Consider the following 20,699-nt stretch of genomic DNA (forward strand, 5'->3'; position numbering starts at 1 on the left):
TAATGACAAAACAATGAATTTATAACCTCTCGGGTTGACCAAAGGAAGCATTGGTACGTTATAATATGTTAAAATTGAAGTAAGACTTAAAAGATAGTCGCCTTATAATCTGAAGGAGATAAACCAGTTTCTCGTTTAAATATTCTATTAAAACTAGTTCTGGATTTAAAACCACATTCGCATGCAATTCCGAAGATATTATAGTTTTTATAAGCATCTAAGGGCATTTTTTCTATAACTGCTTCTATCCGATGTTTATTAATTAAATCATAGAAACTAATGTTCATATATTGATTTAACATGGTAGAGAGCTTTTTATCTGTTGTAGAGAGTTTTTCCGATAATTTACCTAATGTTAAATCTTCATCCAGATAAGGCTTATCTGTTTTCAAAATAGTTTCCAATCTGTTTTTAAGAGTTTCGAATGCCTCTTTATTTGCATCAGATAGCACATTACTTTTTTCTTTAGGAGTAATATACCCATCGTTGTTGTCTTTAAGTAAAAAATCAGGAATAAGCACTTTAGATTGGTTTACACCGTAATATCCCAAATAAGAAACTAGAATAATCATTGTTAATACAGAAAAATAGTCTGTATTCCAGTTAAAATGACCATAAAAAGTTTTATACACTTTAAACCCCAAATCGACAAGCATAATACAAAATGCCCCAACTAACATCATTTTAATCCAATTAAAATCATATTTAGATAGGTTTGAATATTTAAATTTTGTTAATCGTTTATATTTAGATAACGATTGTAATGAAATAAAGATGTATAGTAAGAAGTATAAGTTTTCTATTCGTATAAGTTTAGATATGAAATCTGTATGTGTATACGCAAGGGCTTTTACCTGAAATGTATTGAACAAAATGGTTGGAATCGTAATACAAACAGCGAATAGAAGAGCTGGGATGAAATGTACTAACGTGTTTTTTACTAAATGCTCTCCTTTTAAAAACAGTGATTTTATGTATAAAAATAATAATGGGGCTATAACACATGTAGTAATATCATTGGGGAGAAAACAAAGATGTATTAACCATATAATATTATGCAATGAGGCATAGAAGTATAGACAGACAAAAAACAGCAAGGCAAAAAACACTATCAATATTTTTTGTGGTAGTTCTTTTTGTTTTGATTTTATTAATAACAATAGAATTATTGCTATAATTAAAATACCCCCTACTAAAATGAAATCTAAAATTAAATCCACTGATTAAACTTTGTGCTTTATTTCAATAATCCTTTTGTCTGGATCGATGTAATTTGCTTTAGTGGCAATTGACATTTTTATGGTGAAGATAAGCTTTCTTTCTTTTTTAAGCTCTTAATAACTGGTTGAAGAGGGCTTTTTACCAACTTTTTTTAGGTTAGCGTATTTTGAAAATATTGGTTTCTTAGTCACTTATGGTTTGCAATGTAGCAATTACATACTACTGTTGTTTAAACTAATATAAATACCATGGACAACTTAAGAAAAATGCTTAAGTTAAGCTGTCCATGGTCATGTTAATTGCTATTTAATCACTATTTTTTTATTTGCTGTAAATCCGTTTTGACCGTTTAGCTTCAAAATATAAACTCCAGAAGTGACATCCTTAAGTGGTATTGTAGGGTTATTAGAGTCTATTTTTAAAGGTGTTGAAACACTTTTACCAAACATATTGAAAATTTCTACGGTTGTGTTTTCAGGAAGCGACCCTTTTAATGTGATACTGTTTTCCGTTGGATTCGGGTATGCCGTTATCTGTGTGTTTCCAGATGAAACATCGTTTATACTAAGTGAGTTTACAGGACCTTTTAACTCGATTTCTGTTATTTCCGTCAGGCTAACATCTGCTTCATTTTTATAAATTTCCAGTTTATAATAACTATAGGCTTTTGTATTATTAAAGGGGAGTGTTTTCTTAACAAAATGATTTACGAAAGGTTCGTTTTCCCAGCTTTCTAATACATCATAGTTAATACCGTCATTAGAACCTAATAAAGCAAAATCTTCTGGAAATCTGCCAGAACCGTTGGCACTCATTATTGTTAAAGTACGAACGATTTTGGATGCTGGTAATTGAATTTGAATCCAACTAGGGTTACTAACACTTGGTATACCCCCATTATCTAGCCACTTACTCCAAGTTGAGTTTTGTCCCGATCCGCCTGGGCCAGCAGAATCTAGGTTGTCAAAAGCTTTTTCTTTAGATTCGTTGGCATTAATTTCTGCTCTAGCTGTAATTACGCCTGAACCCGCTGGGTCTGTATGGTCTATATCGGTATTATTTACAACACCAATGAGTCTGGTTTTGGTTATTACATCCGATCCGCTATTATTAATCGCAGTAAGTATTACTTCAAAAAGTCCGGCCGAGTTATAGGTAACTGATGGGTTTTCTGCTGTACTAGTACTGGGAGTGCCTCCGGGGAACGACCATGAATATGAGGTCGCATTTACAGAACTGTTGGTAAAAGTAACTGCATTGCCTGTTGATATGCTGGTAGCACTGGCACTAAACTGTGCAATCGGGTTACTGTCTACAGAGATATAAGACGTTTTGGTTTCAGTATCCGATCCGTTTGCATTTGTAACCGTTAATTCTACGTTGTAGTTGCCTACGGTGTTATAGGTAATCGATGGATTTTCATCTGTACTGGTGCTAGGGGTTCCTCCAGGGAAAGACCATGACCAAGATACTGCTCCGGTTGAAGAACCGCTGGAAAAGTTAACAGATGATCCTGTTTTTACCGATGTAGCATCGGCATTAAAACCGGCAATTGGAGGGTTGTTGTCGCCAGCCGTTCCATTAAATATTTTTAATTCTCCAATGTTTATTTCATAATTGTTAACGGTTGTAGTTGAACTAAACTGAAAACCAACCATGGCTAATTCTCTTCCATTGAATGTGCTTAAATCTATGGTTTTGATATTCCATGAGCTGCTGGTGCTCGACCCAATACTTCTGGTAACTACGGTATTTGGATCATCACTAAATACTAAAATAACATCCATGTAGGTGTTGCCAATGTTGCCTAATGAATAGGTAACATCTATCTTGGTTTGAGCACCAACGTTAAGTTTTGTTTTATAAAGTTTAAGCTTTGTGCTACTGGAATTTGCTATGGTTCCTTCTACATGTAAAGAAGTACCACCGTTATAAGCTTTGGTAAAATCGAAAGTTGTAGTTAGGCTGCTGTTTCCTTGCAAGGCAAATTGCCAGGTTGGTAAAATATCTTGTTTGGCAATATCGTGCCAATCTTTTGTGGTTTGCACACCGTTGGTAGCGAATAGTCTCCCGTGCCCCGTGTTAAAACTGGTTTCGAATGGTAAACTTGTTATTGTGGAAGTTGCAGGCACCCAATTACTTATTCCTTTAAAACCACTGAAATCCGTTCCATTTGGATTTTGATCTAAGCCTCCAAAGAAATGCCTTTCTGTAGCATAAAATCGTGCTCTTTCGGTTTCGTTATCTGTGCTGTTAAAGTTACTGTAAGTACTATTTTGAAAAAACGCATTGGGAACGAACAAGCCAAGTGATGTTATTGGATTTTTACCTGAGGAATGTAAGCCTTCCATCCATGCATTACCGCCAATTTGGAAAGCGGTTTGGTTACGACCAGGCCATAGATCTACGCCTGTGTAAACATCAAATTCGCTTCTACCTAATATTTGTGCAGTTGTTTTTGAAACATTCGGTTTGGAAGAACCTGTCCACCAGAAGTTGGTAAACATAGCATCCGAAACTCGGGTGCTACCGTCCTGAAAAAAGGTGCTATTATTACTGTTTAGTTCATTTTGCCAGCTTACATTACCGTTTATTAGCATGGCATCATACCAAATAATCTCTTGATCTGCCGGTAAAATGCTTTTTAGTTCTTCAACGAATTCGCGCATAAGTAAACCGTTGGCGTTCGTTGTACTGGTTTCCATGTTAATAAACCATCCGTCGAATTTATAATAGGTAGAAATGTCTTTTAATTTTTGGGCTGCAATAAAGTTTCCTCCCGAATCTTTCTCAAGAAAATTAGAGACTACGGTATCGTTTCCTCCAAAAGCATTGGGGGCAAAAAATATGTTTCCGTATACTTTAACACCATTCTTATGTGCTGTATTTACCCATGGGGCAGATGGTATTAATACGGTTTCTGAAGATGTTCCTCCAAACCAGATAATTTTATCGATATAACTCCAATGTGTAAAATTGTATAAATTGAATTTTGATTGTTCTTCTAGGTAATTTGCTAAGTGGCTCATACCATCGGGAGCCCAAATAATTTCCATGTTATTGTTTAGTGTTCTGTTAAGCTGGCTATCGGTTTGTGTAAAACGAGTTGCTAACGATACATTGGAAATATTTGTGGCATTGGCTGTAGATCCAGTAGTAGTCCAGTTTTTTAATTGGTCTACTGTTAAGACAAATGGAGGTGCGTCTCCGATGGTTTGAGAATAGGCAACACTACATTTAATTGCAATTAATGTAATTACTAGAAGCTTTAACAGTTTAGTTTTGAATAGAGGCTTAGTAAACTGCGTTGAAGGAGCAGGTTTTAATTTGGGGGATTTCCTAGTGTTTAATTTCATGGTATTTAGTTATGTAAAAATTAATAATACAGCATAGAAATGTATACCCTATTATTAATTTTCGCATAAAGTTTTCGACCTATAGCATGTCTGAAAAGATAAAGGAGTTGAAAAAACTGTAAGGAAAACTAAGAATAATAAGATTCTTTTTTTGGTAAATAGGTTACAGCGTTTTTTTAATGCTGTATATTTTGCTCTCTTTTTGTTTAAACCCAAGGTTATTATATAGGTTTATGGCAGATACCCTGTGATCTTCTGTAAATAGTAATACTTCTGTTAACTTCTTTTGTTTTGCTACTTCCAGTAACTTCTCCATTAGTTTTCGTCCAATGCCTTTTCCTCTCGCACTGGAGTCTACTACGACATCCTCTATCCAACCTTTTTTACCGGAAATAACCCGATAATTACACATAGATGCCATACCGATTATTTTTTCATTCTCTTCGCAATATACCATGGTGATTTGGTTGTCGTTTACAAGAAGGTCATTGAGTTTAATTTGCTCTTTGTTTTGACTTAATTGTTTGAATAACTCGGCAACTTGATTTTCTAGGTTTGAGTTTAAATCGGTTTGCTTTAAAACGTCTATTTTCATGTTGTTCGTGTTTTTCAAATTATAAGGAATAATGCGATGATAGCAATTTTTAAATCTTCTCTTTAAATATAATACTTTCTTTTAGGTTGTATGGTTAAGTTTTATACTGTAATGCCTATATTTTTTTAAGAAAAATTTTCGACTTATATAGAGTTTAGTTTTTGCATTAAAATGTATACATTTGCACAATCCTTTTCAGGAAATATAACTGATAAAAGTTGAATCCTATTAGGTCATAATAATATAAAAATGGGGATGTAGCTCAGTTGGCTAGAGCGCTTGACTGGCAGTCAAGAGGTCGTCGGTTCGAATCCGATCTTCTCCACTAGTAATAATAAGCATTTGCAAACTTTTTGCAAGTGCTTTTTTATTTTTGACGGTATAGTTGATTATGAATTCTTTATTTAAGAATCCTGAAAGTTCTTGATATCCATAAACAAGCGACTAGATCTCAGTTTTAATATGGCTGTTGCACATAATATTCCTGAAAGCATGGCTCCGGAAACACCAACCAGAGTAACATCTTGTCCGGCCAATTTCAACCCTTTTATTTTTGTTTTCGGTCTTAAAAAAGGGAGTTTAAACCTTTCAGGGGTATGCTCTAAGCCATATATTTCACCATGTTTATAGTTTGAAAAATGCTTTGTAGAAAGCGGTGTGGAAACTTCGGTTTCTATAACATGTCCTTTAAGTTGCGGAAATAAATGATAAAGTCTATTAAGCATGGTGGTTTCAAAATCAGCTTTTAATTTTTTATAAGCCAATTCTCGTTTCATCCAAGGCTGGTTTTCATATTCAGCAAACCAATTATAATGACCTACCGACATAGCTTGAATGGTTGATTTTTGATCATTTTTAAGATTCCATTCAGGATCTTTTGCGGAAGGAAATGTAATGTATGCGAAATTATTTGGAGTTTCAGAAAGTGTCGCTTTTTCAATTAATTCATCCGTATTTTCATGTGCATAATACCAAACATTATGCTTAGGTAAATTTAAATCTGCACTAGATTTATTTAATCCAACATATAAACACATATGTCCAGTTGCAGGTTTTACAGCTTTTATGTTAAACTTACAATGTTGTTTAGCCTTTTCAGAAAGTAAATGATTGAATGTATTGCTTACCCCCACATTGCTAATAACGCTAGTGCAATTTATAACCGTATTATCAACTTTTATTCCAGTTACTTTGTTCTTCTCTGTTATAATTTCTTGTACATCGGCATTAATAAAAACCTTGCTGCCGAGTTTATTTAAAACATCTATGATTTTATGGCTAATTTGGTCTGCACCACCTACCGGATAATACCCACCTTCCATAAAATGAGAAATAACCATAGCGTGCACTGCAAAACTGCTATATTTAGGTGAAAGACCATAGTTACCGCATTGCCCACAGAGTACGGCGATTAATAATTTGTTGTCTGTTAGCTCACTTAATACATCCAAAGTCGTTTTTTGGGAATACTTTGCGTAGTATTTTCTAATTAACCATCCTAAAGATTTACTTAACCAGGGCTCAAACACTTTTTCAAAAAAGAAAATTTTACCTCGTTTATTTGCTTTTTCAATGAGAGATATATAGTTGTTAATAGTTTGTTCTTCTTCTGGGAAATATTTAATGAGTTGTTTTCTGAAGTTTTCTTTACCTGCTCTAAATTCGTATTTTTTATCACCAACATAAACCACGTCATATATGGCTCCCATAAACTCCCATTTGAGTTTACCATCAGTAATATAATTGAACATCCCAAGAAGCGATTCTTTTTTATCCAAATTACCAACATAATGAACACCAACATCCCATTGAAACCCTTGTTTTCTTTTAAAACTATGAGTAAAACCTCCTGGAACATAGTGTCGCTCCAATACAGCAACTTTCTTACCAGCTCTAGCCAACCAAGTAGCAGCAGTTAAGCCACCAATACCAGAACCTATAACAATATGATCGTAAATGGAAAAATCAATATTTGTAGAAAATAGTTCATAATTTTTTTTAGACATACAACGTTTATTAGTACTCTATTTTCTTTTATCAATAACCATCATGGGCTTTCTACTCAATTTTGGAAATTGAAGTTTCTGAATCACACTTTTATCATGAAATTCTATTTTTGGGAGCACTCTTAATTTGGCTCTAAAATGATCTTTAATTTCTTGCAATAAGGTATCTGTTGGCTGAGATGTTGAGATTTTTAAAAGGATTTCATCGGTTCCTATGTCGTTTTGATAAATTTCAATAACATAAGAGTTTATATTATTGAAATGATTCAACACATTATGCATTGCCGGAGGGTACAAAGTCGTCCCTTTATACTTAATCATTTGTTTCTTCCTTCCGAGAACCGGACTTAGTCTAACGGTATTTCTACCGCACAAACATGCATCTGTATGAGCTCTTACTACATCTCCTGTTTTAAATCGTAATAAAGGCATGGCTTCTACACCTAAAGACGTAATGGTTAATTCTCCAGTTTCGCCTTCTTGTACAGGTTTGTCCTCATCATTTAATATTTCTATGATGATTAGTTCTGGATGATGATGGCCGCCTTGTTGTTGTTCGCATTCTGTAAATGCGGTATTCATTTCTGTGGAAGCGTATGTTGAATATAGTTCAATATCCCAGGTGTTTTTAATTTTTATGGCTAGTAAGTTTAATGAGAAATCTTCATTTCTTAAAGATTCACCTATACAAATAGCGCCTTTTATTCCCGAAGCATTAACATCTATATTATTTTGTTGCGCATATTCAATGAGTTTTAATAGAAATGAAGGAACAACAATAATATAAGTAGGTTTGAATTTTAATATAGAATCCCATTGTAATTCCGGAATCCCATTACCAACACGAATAATACCTGCTCCAAGCTCTCGTGCTCCCAAAAAGTATGCTAATCCAGCCATGAACCTTCTATCTATAGTAGTCATGAGCTGAATAGTATCATCTTCACTTACCCCTGCGCAAGCAAAAGAAATGGCTTCGTTATAGGCTAAACGTTTTAAATCGTTATCGGTTAAAGCAAATGTTACAGGTTCTCCTAATGTTCCAGAAGTAGTAACATAGTCAATAATTTCTTTTCTAGGGACACAAATAAAATCATCATTGTACTGCTGTAAATCGTCCTTTGAAGTTGTTGGTATGGTCGTTAAATCTTCAAGCGTATTGATATTATTAATATTAATATCGTGCTCATTAAACATGCGTTTGTAAAAAGCAGAGTGTTTATTTAGGTAGTTTAAAAGAAGTTTTAATTTTTCTTCTTGAAAGCTTTTTATTTCTTCAGTAGAGGCTTTTTCTATCTTAGGAATCATAGATCCAATTTCCTTTTAAGTTTTGTAATATACAAATCAATTTCCTTTTGATCTGGTACTGTTGTTATTTCTTTGGTTTTTGCTATTTCGAAAGCATGCAATGCTGCGGTAAAATATCCTTTTTTATAATAATATTTCCCTACTAAATAATAGCCTTCCCAGTACTCAGGGTTTGTTGTTTGTATTTCTGAAATAATTGATGGATCAACATATTTATCATTTTTTATTGAGGATTGAATTTGAGTGCTTAGTTTTCTGTAATACTCATAATTTTGATAGGCTTCAGTAAACTGAAAAGGATCTTTTTCGATTGTTAATTGAGTATTAGAAAGCCCCTTTTTTGTGGGGTTGCTAAAAACATCATCTAGATTGTAAGCAACAAATTCACCTAGTTGATATGGGCTCGATGATACCCAAACTAGACGTTGTTCTGGTTTAAACACAATACCATGATGTGCTAATAACTGATTAAGTGCTTTTTCGTTACCATAACCAATACTTTTGTTTTGAAGTCCTTCTTTGTTTCGTAATATATCTACAGCAATTTGTGGTGTTATTTTTGGTTGCTGATTTAAAAGCTCTTCCATGCGTTGGTAACGATACTGTGAATGACTTTCTGCTTTATGTTTTAAGTTTTTTTTATCGTCTGCATAAGCATCACTTTGAAAATGATTAGAGCAGATTAATTGATTAGAATTAGAGACCTCATACACTCCAAAATTCTCAGGCGAAACCTCTATTGTGATTGCTTTTTTATCTTTAGCACTGCCAATTAATATAGATTCGGATACAAAAACCTGACGTTTTTTAGCAATGGCAATGGCTTCATCAATAGTCGAGGCATATTGAAGAATCTCTCTGTTTAAAATAGAAATTGGTGTTTTAGCGATTAGAGGAATTTTAGACTTTCCAGCGTTGATGGTTACGGTAAGGCCGTGTTCATTCATTCCGGAAACAACTCCAATCATACCTCCCCAAGTCACAGACATAAATTTGTGTCCTTCCGTTGGATTTACAAATGCAATTATCTTTTCTTTTGCAAAATCATCTCCGGCATAGAAGTCAAAATTCCTACCTATTATTAGGCTTCCGTCGTCTGTCTTTTCTCCCCAGGCAGCAAATGATGAGCAACCAACTAAAGCGAGATCTTGTAACGCATGTCCAATATCATGAGCACCATGCAAGTAAAGAACCCTTAAATAAGAATTGGCTATGTGATCATAATTTGGCGAAGCGTATTTAGAAAGGCCATATATTTCGGTTTTATACTCTTCGGGAATATGTAGATACATTTTTCTATTAAACCAAGCTAAAAACTTGCGTAATAAGGTTTGTTTTGTTTTTGAAGGCACAAAATCATTAACTTTAGATAAGAACACCTGTTCCTGGTAATTAAATAACTCTTGTGTTAAGCTTCCTGTAATTAAACCTCTTTCGTATGGATTGCCTTCCAGATAAAGTTCCCATAAGCCTTGTTTGTTCTTGGAAAGAAAATTATTGTTTAAAACATAGGTGGAGTCTGAAACCTTAACCCTTTCAGGGATAGATGAATTGTATTTACTAACATCTGGAACATCGTTAAGGGATTTTGAAGTACCACATGACAATACTAAAAATAGAAGCGCAAAAAAGCAAAACCACTTTACTATTTTCATCTTCTTTAAATACATGTAATTGAAGTTATTTTAAGGTGTTCATTATACATTGTTTTTAACTTACTTCCTGTTCGTTATTGGCTTTTAATATTTTATCTAATAAATAGTCTTTACCTAAAATTTCGGAGCACGTAGTAACTGCACTTATTGTAACGCCTAAAATACCATGCATATTTAGACTTTGTCCCGTAAACATTAAGTTTTTAATTTTAGTTCTTGGTGATAAAAAAGATTGCATGGGCTTATTAATATCTTTAACATAACCATACATAGAACCTCTATTACTACCTATATAATCTCTATAAGACAGTGGGGTAGATGTGTAGACCTCTTGAATACAATTTCTAATATTAGGAAATTTAAGCTCTAATTCTTTTATCAATTTTTCGGCTTTTTCTTCTTTAAACTGTTCATAGGTTTGACCTCTTTCATTCTTATGGGCAACAGTATTAAATGTATCTGCCCAAGGTTTAAGCTCATCATAATGCATATAGGTCATCACAGTTATATTATCTCCATACTCGTCCATATTTTTCTTAATTGACATGGACATCATGTAGCCTTCTGGCCAACTTTCTGGAGTGTATTTGTGAACATCCCAAACATTATCGGGATTTTTAAAATGGTAGAAGTTTTTATTTTCGTATTTAAACGAATTTGGCTTTAAAACGATGTATAAACTAAATGCAGCAATGGTACTTTCAATTTTATCAACTCTATTGGTATAGGATTTTCTAAATTTATCTTCACCAACGAGTTTTAAAGTAAGTTTAGGTTCAATATTAGAGATAAATAAATCGCCTTTTATTTCTTTTCCGTTCGAGCAAATGGCCGAAGTGATTTTACCATCATCAAAACCAAATTTAATAACATCATGATGCTTATAAGTTTCCCCGCCGTGCTGTTTTAACGTTTTAATTAATGCCTTGGTTATTTGGCTACCTCCATTAATGCATCTATAGGCACTTTCTATGTATGAATTTATTGTTAAAGCATGAACATAAAATGGTGTACGCTCACCATCACCAGCATATAAAAAGTTTGTTCCGGCAAGTACTGCTTGCAATTTTTTATTATCAGTGAGTGAATTGATAAACCCTTTTGCCTGAAGTTGAAAAATAGCTGTATTATCGTAGTAAGGTTTGCCTCGTTTCATGTTATACAAGGGAAAACTATCACAGGTTTCCTTAAGCTTGTCACAGTAAGCTACTATAGCAGATTCTTCTTCAGGAAATTGTTCTACTAAAACTTTAATGAATTTTTCGTAACCTTGTGCGTGCCTGTATTCAACGGGGTCATTATCGAAAGTAACAATATCAAACCCATTTTCGTCTAGTTTTTTAAGAGACAAATCATCAATAATATCAATATATTTAAAGTATTGATACAGATTTTGGCCTTTGTCAAGTCCACCAATATAATGTACTCCAGTATCAAATATGGTTTTGTTTCTCACAAAAGTTTGCAAATTACCACCATATTGGTTGTTTTTTTCAAGTACACATACACTATAACCTTCTTTTGCTAGGATGATTGCAGAAGCCAAGCCTCCTAATCCACTTCCAACTATTACAATATCATAGTGTGTTTTCATCTATTTTTATCGTTTAAAAATAATAAGGTTCTCATTCTCATAATACGACTTAAAGCCTAAATCGTTAATTGTTTCAGAATATAAATTTCGACTTTCTTTTAGTAAAACTAAAAGGTTAATAGGGTTGTTCAGGATGCTGTTTATTTGCTCTGGAGAGATGTCTTTCATGTTGAGTATTAATACATTTGCATGATGCTCTAAAGCTTCATCTATAGTATTTTCAAAACTAATACGGTTATGCTTATTTGTAATAAAACTATTTTGAAGAATCATGTTAACAGTAGCGTCTTCAATATAAGAAAATATTTTTCTGTCGACAGCATTTAAAGATAATAGAAAATCCAGCTGCCCATAATCTTGTGAAAGATGGATGATCGTATCTTTTTTATCAATAGTATTTAAAATAGTACTATAAACTTCTTTATAGGTTTCAAGATCTTTTTTAACCGTTTTGTATAAGGCATCACCTTTATATCTATAATCGTCTAGTACTATATCATGAAAGTAAGCGTCGTGTTCAATTTCTAGCCTTAAATCATTAAATTGCTGCTTAAAATCTGCGCTTATACTTTTTGTACGCTGCTTATAGGTCTCACCATATGATTTATTTTCAATAGGAATCCGCTCTAATATTTTTAGAGTAAGACTTCCATTTCTAATAAGGAAACTACCTTTTGGATTAACCTCCGAGTTACCATGAATAAGTACTGGGATGATGTCTAAATGTAACTGTTCTGCTAAATAAAAAGCCCCTTTATGAAAGCGTTTCATTTTGTTTGTTGAAGCTCTAGTCCCTTCTGGAAAGGCCATTAAGGAATACCCTTGCTTTACTTTTTCCTCAAGGTGAGAGACTCCTTTTTCGATACCACTGGAAACTGGATAAAACCCAGCAGTTCGGACAGCTTTACCAAAAACAGGTGAATTGTAAACCCAATCGTTTACTAAAAATATCATTTTTGGATGGAGCATACCAATAGCTAAAATGTCTAAAAAAGAGGTGTGATTTGCAATAATTATTGCAGGTTTTTCAAACGTTTCATTACTAAGGTTTATAACATTCTTTTTTAGAAAAGGGTTAGTATATAAAACCGATTTCATAAATTTTGAAACAGCTTTATGGAACCATTTCATCTTTACTTTTTTGCTTACAGGAATAATTTTCAGCAGTGTAGCACTAAACAAGGAGATAAAAATCCCTCCTAATCCAAAGTATCCAAACGACAGAATAGAGTGTATTAATAGCCTTAATGATATGGGACGTTTTGTTTTACTTCCAATAAAAAGTTTAAATAATGACGGCTGAATTGTGAATGAAATAACTATTGCAGATAAAATCCCAATAATGGAAACTAAAGAAATAGAATATAATGCAGGGTGCTTAGCGAATATTAAAACGCCAACTCCTAAAATAGTTGTAATAACAGATAAAATAATGGACGTTTTATGTGTCTTAAAAGCTTTCTCTCCGGTTTTATATTCGTGAAGTAAACCATTCGTAATAAAAATGCTATAGTCTATTCCTAAACCAAAAATAAACGTGGAAATAATAATATTGAAAATATTGAATTCAATATGAAATAACCCCATCACCCCAATGGTTAACAACCAAGTTAATGCTATAGGGATACTTGTTACTAAAGTTAATGAAAGGCTTCTGTAAAACAGTAAAAGAAGTAGTAATACAACAGCTAATGAATAAAGAACTAAATTATTGAAGTCATTTTTTAGATTCCCTAAAAAAGTTTCATTCATTTGTCGTCTGTCAATAACTAACGTTTGTGAGTTATTTTTAAAAATATCTATTAATTCCTGTGCATTTTCTTCTTTAACTTTAACTAAAGAGGTTATCGTAACAAAATTGTCTTTTGAAGTAATATAATCTTCGGTTGAAATAGTTTTTAAAACCTTATAATCTTCCGTTTGTAAAGGTTTAAAAGTGGTGTTTAAAAGCTCGTAGAATGAATGAAATGTAGTGGGTTTGAAGCCAAGTTTGTTACCACTTTCAATAAGGTTGTTTTTAGTGCTTGTAATGGTTTCATCATTCCAAAATGTATTCCATTTTGCAATACGTTGCTTTTGTTTTTTTTCTGAATGAATTAAAGTTCCAATAGAACTGAAATCTATAATTTGTTTTTCTGCTTTAAGCGCTTGTAGTTTTTTATAAATGTTATCATTTACTTCCAGTGCTTCTTTTTCAGAATTGCCATAAGCTGCTAAATACACAGATTTTGATGCTACATTAGTTAGTGCATCCAAACGCATTTGAGCTTCTTTAAGATGTTGTGGTACGTAGTTAAGCTTTGTTAAATCCTTGTTGAAAGTAACTCTATTATAAGTGAAAAAACTAACAATAAATGCGACCAAGAGCGTTATAATAAGTCCCTTTTTTTTATGAAAACGAAAACCAGCAAGGCTGTCTATAAGTGTGTTTTTTTTAACCTTTTTTACAGAGTCTTTATAGGTTAGCGGAATAAAAAGCAAGGCAAAAACAGAAGCACCTATAACACTTATTGCAGCAAAAATACCCAAATCCTGTAAAGCTTGCGAGTTTAGAAACAGCAAACACAAAAAGGCCAGAGCAGTAGTTAAACTGCTCATTAATAATGGTTTTGTAATTTCTTTGTATAGGGCTTTTATATTGTTATTACTTCGTATGTGCGTTAATATATGAAGCGAATAATCTAAAGTTACACCTAATAAAACAGAGCCTATACCTAGAGAGATTGCTGAAATTTTCACGCGAATCAGATAAAGCAAAGCAACTGCCAATAAGCCTCCGAATAGTGTTGGGACAAATAAGATGACAGGAATGCTTATCTTTTTATAAAAAACAATGAGAATGATGAGCAAGATGCTCATGGCAATACCAACTGTAAATTGAATATCCTGTTTAATTTGCTTGGCATTTGCAACAGCGATTAGTACGCCTCCAAAATATTCACTTTGTGCTTTATTTTTAAATGTATTATTAAGTTGATGGTTTATTTTATATAAATTTTCAGCAAATTTTGCATTTTCGGCGGTTTCACTAGAGCCAAACGTTGGTGTTATAAATAGCAAGACATGATTTTTGTCTTTACTAATTAAAAAGCCGCTATGAAAAGTAAAATCATCACCAAAAGTAAGTTGTTGTAGTTCTTTTAAGGCAATAGGCGCCAACCTTAAAGGGTCTTTTAATATAATCTCTTTGGCAATAAACCCGGAAGGAGACAATAAGGTCTTATAATTGCTATTTGTTACGGCAACTATGCTGTCTTCTTGAATTTTGTTTTCAATGGTTTTATAGTCACTTTCATCTAAAAAAAGAGGTAGGTTTTCGTAAATAAAATCAAAGCTTTCAAAAATATCTTTGTCTTCAATTTTACCCTGAATTTGTTTAACATATTCGCTGGACGTTCTATTTATACTGTCTATTAATTGCGTCGCATATTGCGTCATGTCATCAACAGAACCGTTAGGTTCCTTTGTGATATTTACAATAATTTTATCGGCAAAGTTTACGGTTTTTAAAACTTTTTGTGCTTCTGAAGTTTTATCGTTTGATGGAATGAGTTTAGTGATATCTTCTTCAAATTCAATTTTAGACGCTACAAATAACAACGATAAAAATATTAGGAGCAAAGCGCCAAAACCTAAAAGCTTTTTAGCAGCAATTTTTTTATATATGTTGTAAAAAACGCTATCCATTATTGAGTACCACTTTTTTATCTAAAATTAAAAAAAGGAAATAACTTAAAACCCCCAAACTTACTGCGGTTATGATGGCTAAAGAAAAACTACCGACGATATATGTTTTAAGATGTTTTAAAACTTCAAAATTTTCAATCATTTCTTCTCTTGTGTATTCTAATTCTACTCCTAAAAGATATTGCCCCATTTTAGAGCTGGCATAAAGTATAAAAGGAATAAAAGGAGGGATGCTTATGTTCGAAAAAACAAAAGCAATTGTTTTATTCAATTTAAAAATTAAAGCTAAAAAAATAACAAGTGCTGTATGAAACCCCCAAAAAGGAGATAGGCCGATAAAAAGACCTAAAGCTATAGATAATGCTTTTTTAGAAGCAGGATCTTGTGATCCGAATAAGTCTTCTTTAAAAAACCGTTTAAACCCTTTTTTTTTTAGTTTTCTAAAAAAATCTCGTGGTTTAATATACAGAAGCGTAAGTATGACAAACCATGTATTTAAAATGCTTATTCGCGTAAAATCCTTAAATGGTCTAAAATGAGACACACGTTCTGTTTCATCGTATAACACACGGACAGGTATATTTTTAACGTCCACTCCAGACCAAGCGGACTTTACAATAACTTCGATTTCAAATTCAAATTTAGATGTGTAGAATTTAAGTTTTTTTAGTGCTTTTAAGGGGTACAATCTAAATCCGGATTGTGTATCCTGAAGTTTAATTCCTGTTTCTGCCCAAAACCAAAAGTTTGAAAACTTGTTACCAAAACTACTTTTTTTAGGCACGTCTTTATGGCTCATATTTCGAGCCCCTATGAGTAGTATGTTTTTGTTGTCACTTTTTTCAAGTTCATTAACAAAAGTAGGAATGTCTTCTGGAAAATGTTGCCCATCTGAGTCTATGGTGATTACAAAATCATACCCTAAAGTTTCGGCATGTTTAAAACCCATGCGCAACGCATTACCTTTGCCTTTATTTTCTTTTATATGGATTTGTTGAAGTTGTGAATATTCTTCAAGGATATGTGATGTCGTATCTGTAGACCCATCATTAACAATAATAATGTGTTGTGTGAATTGTAAAACACCATCGATAACTCGTTTTAATGTACGATCGTTATTGTATGTTGGAATTAACATACATACGTTCAAGTCGGTGATTTTTTGGTTGGTTAGATTAATATTCACTTTATTGAAACCTTAAAGCTTTATTGGCTCGAAATTACTATTTTTTCTTCATCACTAAAAGCTTTAGACTGTAAAATATAATCTTTAATGTGATACTTTAAGTTGGAAGAAGTAATGTCTTTAAAATGTTTTAAAATGAACTGTTTATCTTCTTCAATATGATTCTTATACTTTAAGAGCTTTGGTGTGTTTTCTTGTATGCCTAACCGAACAAAACGAACTTCTATATTGTTTGATGATTTTTCTATAGCATACTCTACATATGAAACCCCTTCTAGAAACAGTTTTTTTTTGTCTTTAACTTTTTTTTCTTGTCTGGCTAATAAAGCAATTGCTGCGCCTTTGTAAGCTACTAAGGCAGCCTTATCTTTTTTAGTTATTTTTAAAAGAAGGTTGTTAAAAGTTTTTACTTTGGTATGGTCTTGGGCAGCCTTTTTATAGGCATTTCTAACGGTACTCAAATCTATTGATAGCGTATTTATACTTATTGCTGATATGAGTACTATTAAAAATTTCATATATAAATTATTTCACTATAAAATTTGTAGTAGATTTTAACGCTATGGTATCTTCAAATTTAGAAGTGTTTTTTACTTTATAACCTTCGTCGGTTTCAGAAATATCTAGCTTTAATTCCAATTCTGGCGTGTTAAAAGGGTTAATTATAGCCATGAATTTAATATTATTTGCAGATTGCGTAAATAACTTTTTTTTGACAACATTTTCGGTAATTTCTTTAATAATTTGCATCATACAAACACCTGGCATCACCGGATTATCAGGAAAATGTCCTTTAAAAATAATATGATCTTTATTAATAAAAATATTCGCTGTTATGGAATTATCAACAACCTCTAAATTATTTACTTTATATAAGCCTTCTAATAACATATTTGTTTAAAAATTGAATTTATAAAATAGGCCCAATTGAAATACGCTATTAAATTGGATCTCATCTTGATAAAGGTCCGATTCAAAATCGTGCCAAGTGCCTGAAAAAACATCTATCAACCCTTGCTTGTAACGGGCTTCAAAACCTAATCCGTTTTTAAACTCTAAGCCAATACCAAGATTAATATTAATATCTATAAAGGTAATATCGTTTCCTTCTTCTCTATTTGAAATCCCAATGACAGTATCATCCACGTCAAAATCAAATCCAGGGCCGATTAAAAAATGAAACCCGGAATCTTTAACAAAGAATTTATTGATTGCTGAGATTGAAATATAGTGTATTTCAATGTCGTCAATATTGGAAGTATTTCTAGCGCGTCCACCCTGATTGGAATATCCTATTTCTGGTTGTAACGCATATAAATCTGAAAATCTAAAATGCCCAAAAACACTAAAATACCCACTTGTTTTTTGGTCTAAGTTGGCATTAGAAAGTTTAGACAGGTTAATACCACCACGTATTCCGAATGATTTTTTTGTTTGCGAATAGGAACTTGTAAAAATTCCAAATGCGACTAAAATGACTAAAATATTTTTCATGGTTTTTTATTTATTGATTCAAGGTCGGTAAACTTAATATTTTTAAATGACTAGTAATTTACTCATTAAAAATCGAACTTATAAGTGGCGCCTATTTGAAAAATTTTGTTTAAGAATAAATCATCAATATTACTATTTCCGCCATTGTCGTTAACATTATTTCCAAAAATATCAACTATTCCTATATTATATCTAGTTTCAATACCTAAACCAAAAGGGAAATCATAACCCAAACCACCAAAAAATAAAAAATCAAACCCTTCTAAATCGTCATTAAAATTATTATAATTATCGCCTACTTTAATGTTTATGGCAGGCCCAACAATGGCATGTAAACCAATTGCTTTAATAGGATAAAATTTGTTTGCTATAGCAGCACTTAAATACTGGATCTCTAAATCATTTAATCCGGAAATCCTGGACTTACCTCCTTGTCTTGAATAATTTAGTTCTGGTTGTAATGCATAAAAGCTTACAAATTTAATTTCGGCAAACGCTCCAATATAAAGGTCGGTTTTATCATCTAAATTAGAGTTGGTTAAATTCGAAAAATTAGCACCAGCCCTAACGCCTGGTTTAATTTTTATTTGAGAAAAGGCAACAGTACTTAGTACTATCAATGCCAATGTTAAAATAGGTTTTTTCATCTTAATTAATTGATTTTAAATTAATTTTCAGTTTAATATTTGAGTGCGAAATTTTAATTTGATTTGCAATATTATCATTAATTTCTAAAAATAAAAAAGTGACTTTTTCTTTCCCGTTTTTAACACGTGCAATTTTATCTAACTGTTTTGTTTTAAAATAAAAATGCTTTTTGTTCCCTAAAGCAGTTTCATAAACTAAAGTGTCTTGCGATGAATACGATTTAATAACCGGTATTTTCTCTTGAACAAGCGCTTTAAAGTCCTTTTTTAAAATGTTGATTAAAATAGCCTTATCAATAGTTTCAATAATGAAATTAACTTTAAAAGTATCATTCAAAAAAGAGAAATCGAAAATTTTATTCCCCATTTCTGTTGTAAATACTATGCGATGGTGGGCTTCTCCTAGTTTTTTCACTATAAGAATACCGCCAAAATTATTATCGCGAACTGTAATATTTGCTTTATAAACATAATCTTTTTTTTCATTTGAAAAGTATGGATTATGAATTGTTTTATTTGATGTTGTCTGTATTTGAAAATTACGCTTTTTAGAATACGAACCACATGCTATAAAAAGCAAACAGAAACTACTGATTAAATATCGCATCGGATAAGTTTGTGTTTACTGCTCGATTACTAAAAACAATTTTCGTATAATCTTCTGATGGTTCTATCATTTTCAATTCTACAACATCTCCCATCTCATTAAATAGTATCTGAAAAGCTTTTATGTATTTCGAAAACTTTTTGTCTTTTGGACTAAAGTAAACTTTACTATTGGCACCATCTTTAAAATATGTAATATCAAATTCGTTTTCATCAAACAAATCCCCTTTTACACTATTTATAATTAGGGTATTTAGTTGTTTAAACATTTTGTTTGAACCAATATCTATATTGCTTTTTTTACCTTCATCATTAATAAAAAGTGTTTCGTTTTTAAATAGAACAGCATATTTAAAAGGTGTTGTATATTCCCATTTTACCAAGTCGGGAGATTTAAATGACAGCTTACCCGAAGACTTAATATCGTTAGATAAAAAGTCCAAATGTTTATATTGGGTAAAGTCGCTTAATAGGGTCTTTATTGTAGTTGCCTGTGTTTTTACCTTAGCTTTTAAAGTGGCTGATTCGGCTGTACTCATTTTGGTTTGTGCATGCAGTACGGCGCCCATAAAAAATAATATATAAATAATATTACGCATATGCTTTTATGTTAAATAGAGAATCTATGGTAACAGATTCTATATTTTGTTTTTGTAAAAATAACAATAACCGTTCCAATACAGTAATTGTTTTTAAACTTGTATCGTGAAGCAAAATAATATCGCCTTTTGAAAGGTTTTTTGTAACGCGCTTAAATATCTTATCGGGGGTTCTTGAAGTGGTGTCTAAAGAGCGCACATTCCAGCCTATAGACTGCAATTGGGTTTCTTTTATGGCTCTTTTTATTCTTGGGTTGGTAACGCCAAAAGCCGGTCTGTATAATTGCATGGTTAAACCCATGATATTTTTTACAATGTCATTCGTTTTTTGTAATTCTCTAATAACATTTTTAGTTTTAAAAAAACCAAAATTGTTAGCATGGGTATAGGTGTGATTGCCAACAGTATGTCCCTGCTTTATAATCTCGCTGAATATATTTGGATAGGTTTCAATATGCTTGCCAATACAAAAAAAGGTCGCTTTAGCATCGTATTTTTTTAAAAGCTCTAAAACTTTAGGTGTGAATTCTGGGTGCGGGCCGTCATCAAAAGTAATAGCTATTTTATTTCCTTTAATGGTTTTATTACAATGAAGTGATTTAAGATGATAATTCCATTTTATAAAAAAAGAACCAGCAATGGTGACTAAAAACCAAACAATTACTAATGCAAATACATACCATTTAAAAAAATTACCTGTAAATATTAAAACAAGCAAGACTATGATTGTTATGATATTTACCGA

Annotated in this window: 16 protein-coding genes and 1 tRNA gene; 1 reads left to right on the forward strand and 16 read right to left on the reverse strand. The window is 32.2% G+C overall.

Annotation, left to right across the window (positions count from 1 at the left end; all coding sequences use genetic code 11):
* Positions 1-86: 86 nt before the first annotated feature.
* The 3 genes from C1H87_RS12980 to C1H87_RS12990 form a co-directional block, all read right to left on the reverse strand.
* Positions 87-1,061 (reverse strand): helix-turn-helix domain-containing protein, encoded by a 975-nt coding sequence (locus C1H87_RS12980; RefSeq protein WP_158655220.1) that lies wholly within the window; start codon positions 1,059-1,061, stop codon positions 87-89.
* 462 nt (positions 1,062-1,523) lie between these two features.
* The gene (locus C1H87_RS12985; protein WP_102756226.1) at positions 1,524-4,577 is read right to left on the reverse strand and encodes an endo-beta-N-acetylglucosaminidase; all 3,054 of its coding nucleotides are present in this window, start codon (positions 4,575-4,577) and stop codon (positions 1,524-1,526) included.
* Positions 4,578-4,740: 163 nt separating this feature from the next.
* A complete protein-coding gene (locus C1H87_RS12990) occupies positions 4,741-5,172 on the reverse strand; it encodes a GNAT family N-acetyltransferase (protein WP_102756227.1) in 432 nt (143 codons plus the stop codon).
* 251 nt (positions 5,173-5,423) lie between these two features.
* Between C1H87_RS12990 and C1H87_RS12995 the strand changes: the two genes are divergently transcribed.
* Positions 5,424-5,497 (forward strand) — tRNA-Ala (locus C1H87_RS12995).
* A gap of 79 nt (positions 5,498-5,576) precedes the next feature.
* On the opposite strand, the gene C1H87_RS13000 is transcribed toward C1H87_RS12995, so the two are convergent.
* From C1H87_RS13000 to C1H87_RS13060, 13 genes are all read right to left on the reverse strand, one after another.
* A complete protein-coding gene (locus C1H87_RS13000) occupies positions 5,577-7,178 on the reverse strand; it encodes a phytoene desaturase family protein (protein ID WP_102756228.1) in 1,602 nt (533 codons plus the stop codon).
* Positions 7,179-7,196: 18 nt separating this feature from the next.
* On the reverse strand, positions 7,197-8,486 hold the full coding sequence (locus C1H87_RS13005) for a phenylacetate--CoA ligase family protein (protein ID WP_102756229.1): 1,290 nt from the start codon (positions 8,484-8,486) through the stop codon (positions 7,197-7,199).
* Positions 8,483-10,141 (reverse strand): C45 family autoproteolytic acyltransferase/hydolase, encoded by a 1,659-nt coding sequence (locus tag C1H87_RS13010; protein ID WP_102756230.1) that lies wholly within the window; start codon positions 10,139-10,141, stop codon positions 8,483-8,485. Before C1H87_RS13010 ends, C1H87_RS13005 begins: the two co-directional genes overlap by 4 nt.
* A gap of 55 nt (positions 10,142-10,196) precedes the next feature.
* Entirely contained in the window at positions 10,197-11,735 is a 1,539-nt protein-coding gene (locus tag C1H87_RS13015) for a phytoene desaturase family protein (RefSeq protein WP_102756231.1), read from the reverse strand.
* A gap of 6 nt (positions 11,736-11,741) precedes the next feature.
* Complete coding sequence (locus tag C1H87_RS13020) at positions 11,742-15,422, reverse strand: 1-acyl-sn-glycerol-3-phosphate acyltransferase (protein ID WP_102756232.1); 3,681 nt, start codon at positions 15,420-15,422, stop codon at positions 11,742-11,744.
* Entirely contained in the window at positions 15,415-16,608 is a 1,194-nt protein-coding gene (locus C1H87_RS13025) for a DUF2062 domain-containing protein (RefSeq protein WP_394337939.1), read from the reverse strand. The genes C1H87_RS13020 and C1H87_RS13025 overlap by 8 nt, the downstream gene beginning before the upstream one ends.
* Before the next feature lie 20 nt (positions 16,609-16,628).
* Positions 16,629-17,126: a hypothetical protein gene (locus tag C1H87_RS13030; protein WP_102756234.1), complete on the reverse strand. Its 498-nt coding sequence runs from the start codon at positions 17,124-17,126 to the stop codon at positions 16,629-16,631.
* A gap of 7 nt (positions 17,127-17,133) precedes the next feature.
* Complete coding sequence (locus tag C1H87_RS13035) at positions 17,134-17,499, reverse strand: hotdog family protein (RefSeq protein ID WP_102756235.1); 366 nt, start codon at positions 17,497-17,499, stop codon at positions 17,134-17,136.
* Between the two features lie 6 nt (positions 17,500-17,505).
* Positions 17,506-18,102 carry a porin family protein gene (locus C1H87_RS13040; RefSeq protein WP_102756236.1) on the reverse strand — a complete coding sequence of 199 codons (597 nt, stop codon included), beginning with the start codon at positions 18,100-18,102 and terminating at the stop codon, positions 17,506-17,508.
* Positions 18,103-18,167: 65 nt separating this feature from the next.
* Positions 18,168-18,749, reverse strand: coding sequence for an outer membrane beta-barrel protein (locus C1H87_RS13045; protein WP_102756237.1), 582 nt, complete (start codon positions 18,747-18,749; stop codon positions 18,168-18,170).
* A 1-nt stretch (position 18,750) separates the two neighbouring features.
* Entirely contained in the window at positions 18,751-19,356 is a 606-nt protein-coding gene (locus tag C1H87_RS13050; RefSeq protein WP_102756238.1) for a hypothetical protein, read from the reverse strand.
* Positions 19,337-19,954 (reverse strand): LolA family protein, encoded by a 618-nt coding sequence (locus tag C1H87_RS13055; protein WP_102756239.1) that lies wholly within the window; start codon positions 19,952-19,954, stop codon positions 19,337-19,339. Before C1H87_RS13055 ends, C1H87_RS13050 begins: the two co-directional genes overlap by 20 nt.
* The gene (locus C1H87_RS13060; RefSeq protein ID WP_233783123.1) at positions 19,947-20,672 is read right to left on the reverse strand and encodes a polysaccharide deacetylase family protein; all 726 of its coding nucleotides are present in this window, start codon (positions 20,670-20,672) and stop codon (positions 19,947-19,949) included. Before C1H87_RS13060 ends, C1H87_RS13055 begins: the two co-directional genes overlap by 8 nt.
* Positions 20,673-20,699: the final 27 nt, after the last annotated feature.

Origin of the sequence: Flavivirga eckloniae, assembly GCF_002886045.1 — a bacterium.
GTDB classification, from domain to species: Bacteria; Bacteroidota; Bacteroidia; order Flavobacteriales; family Flavobacteriaceae; genus Flavivirga; species Flavivirga eckloniae.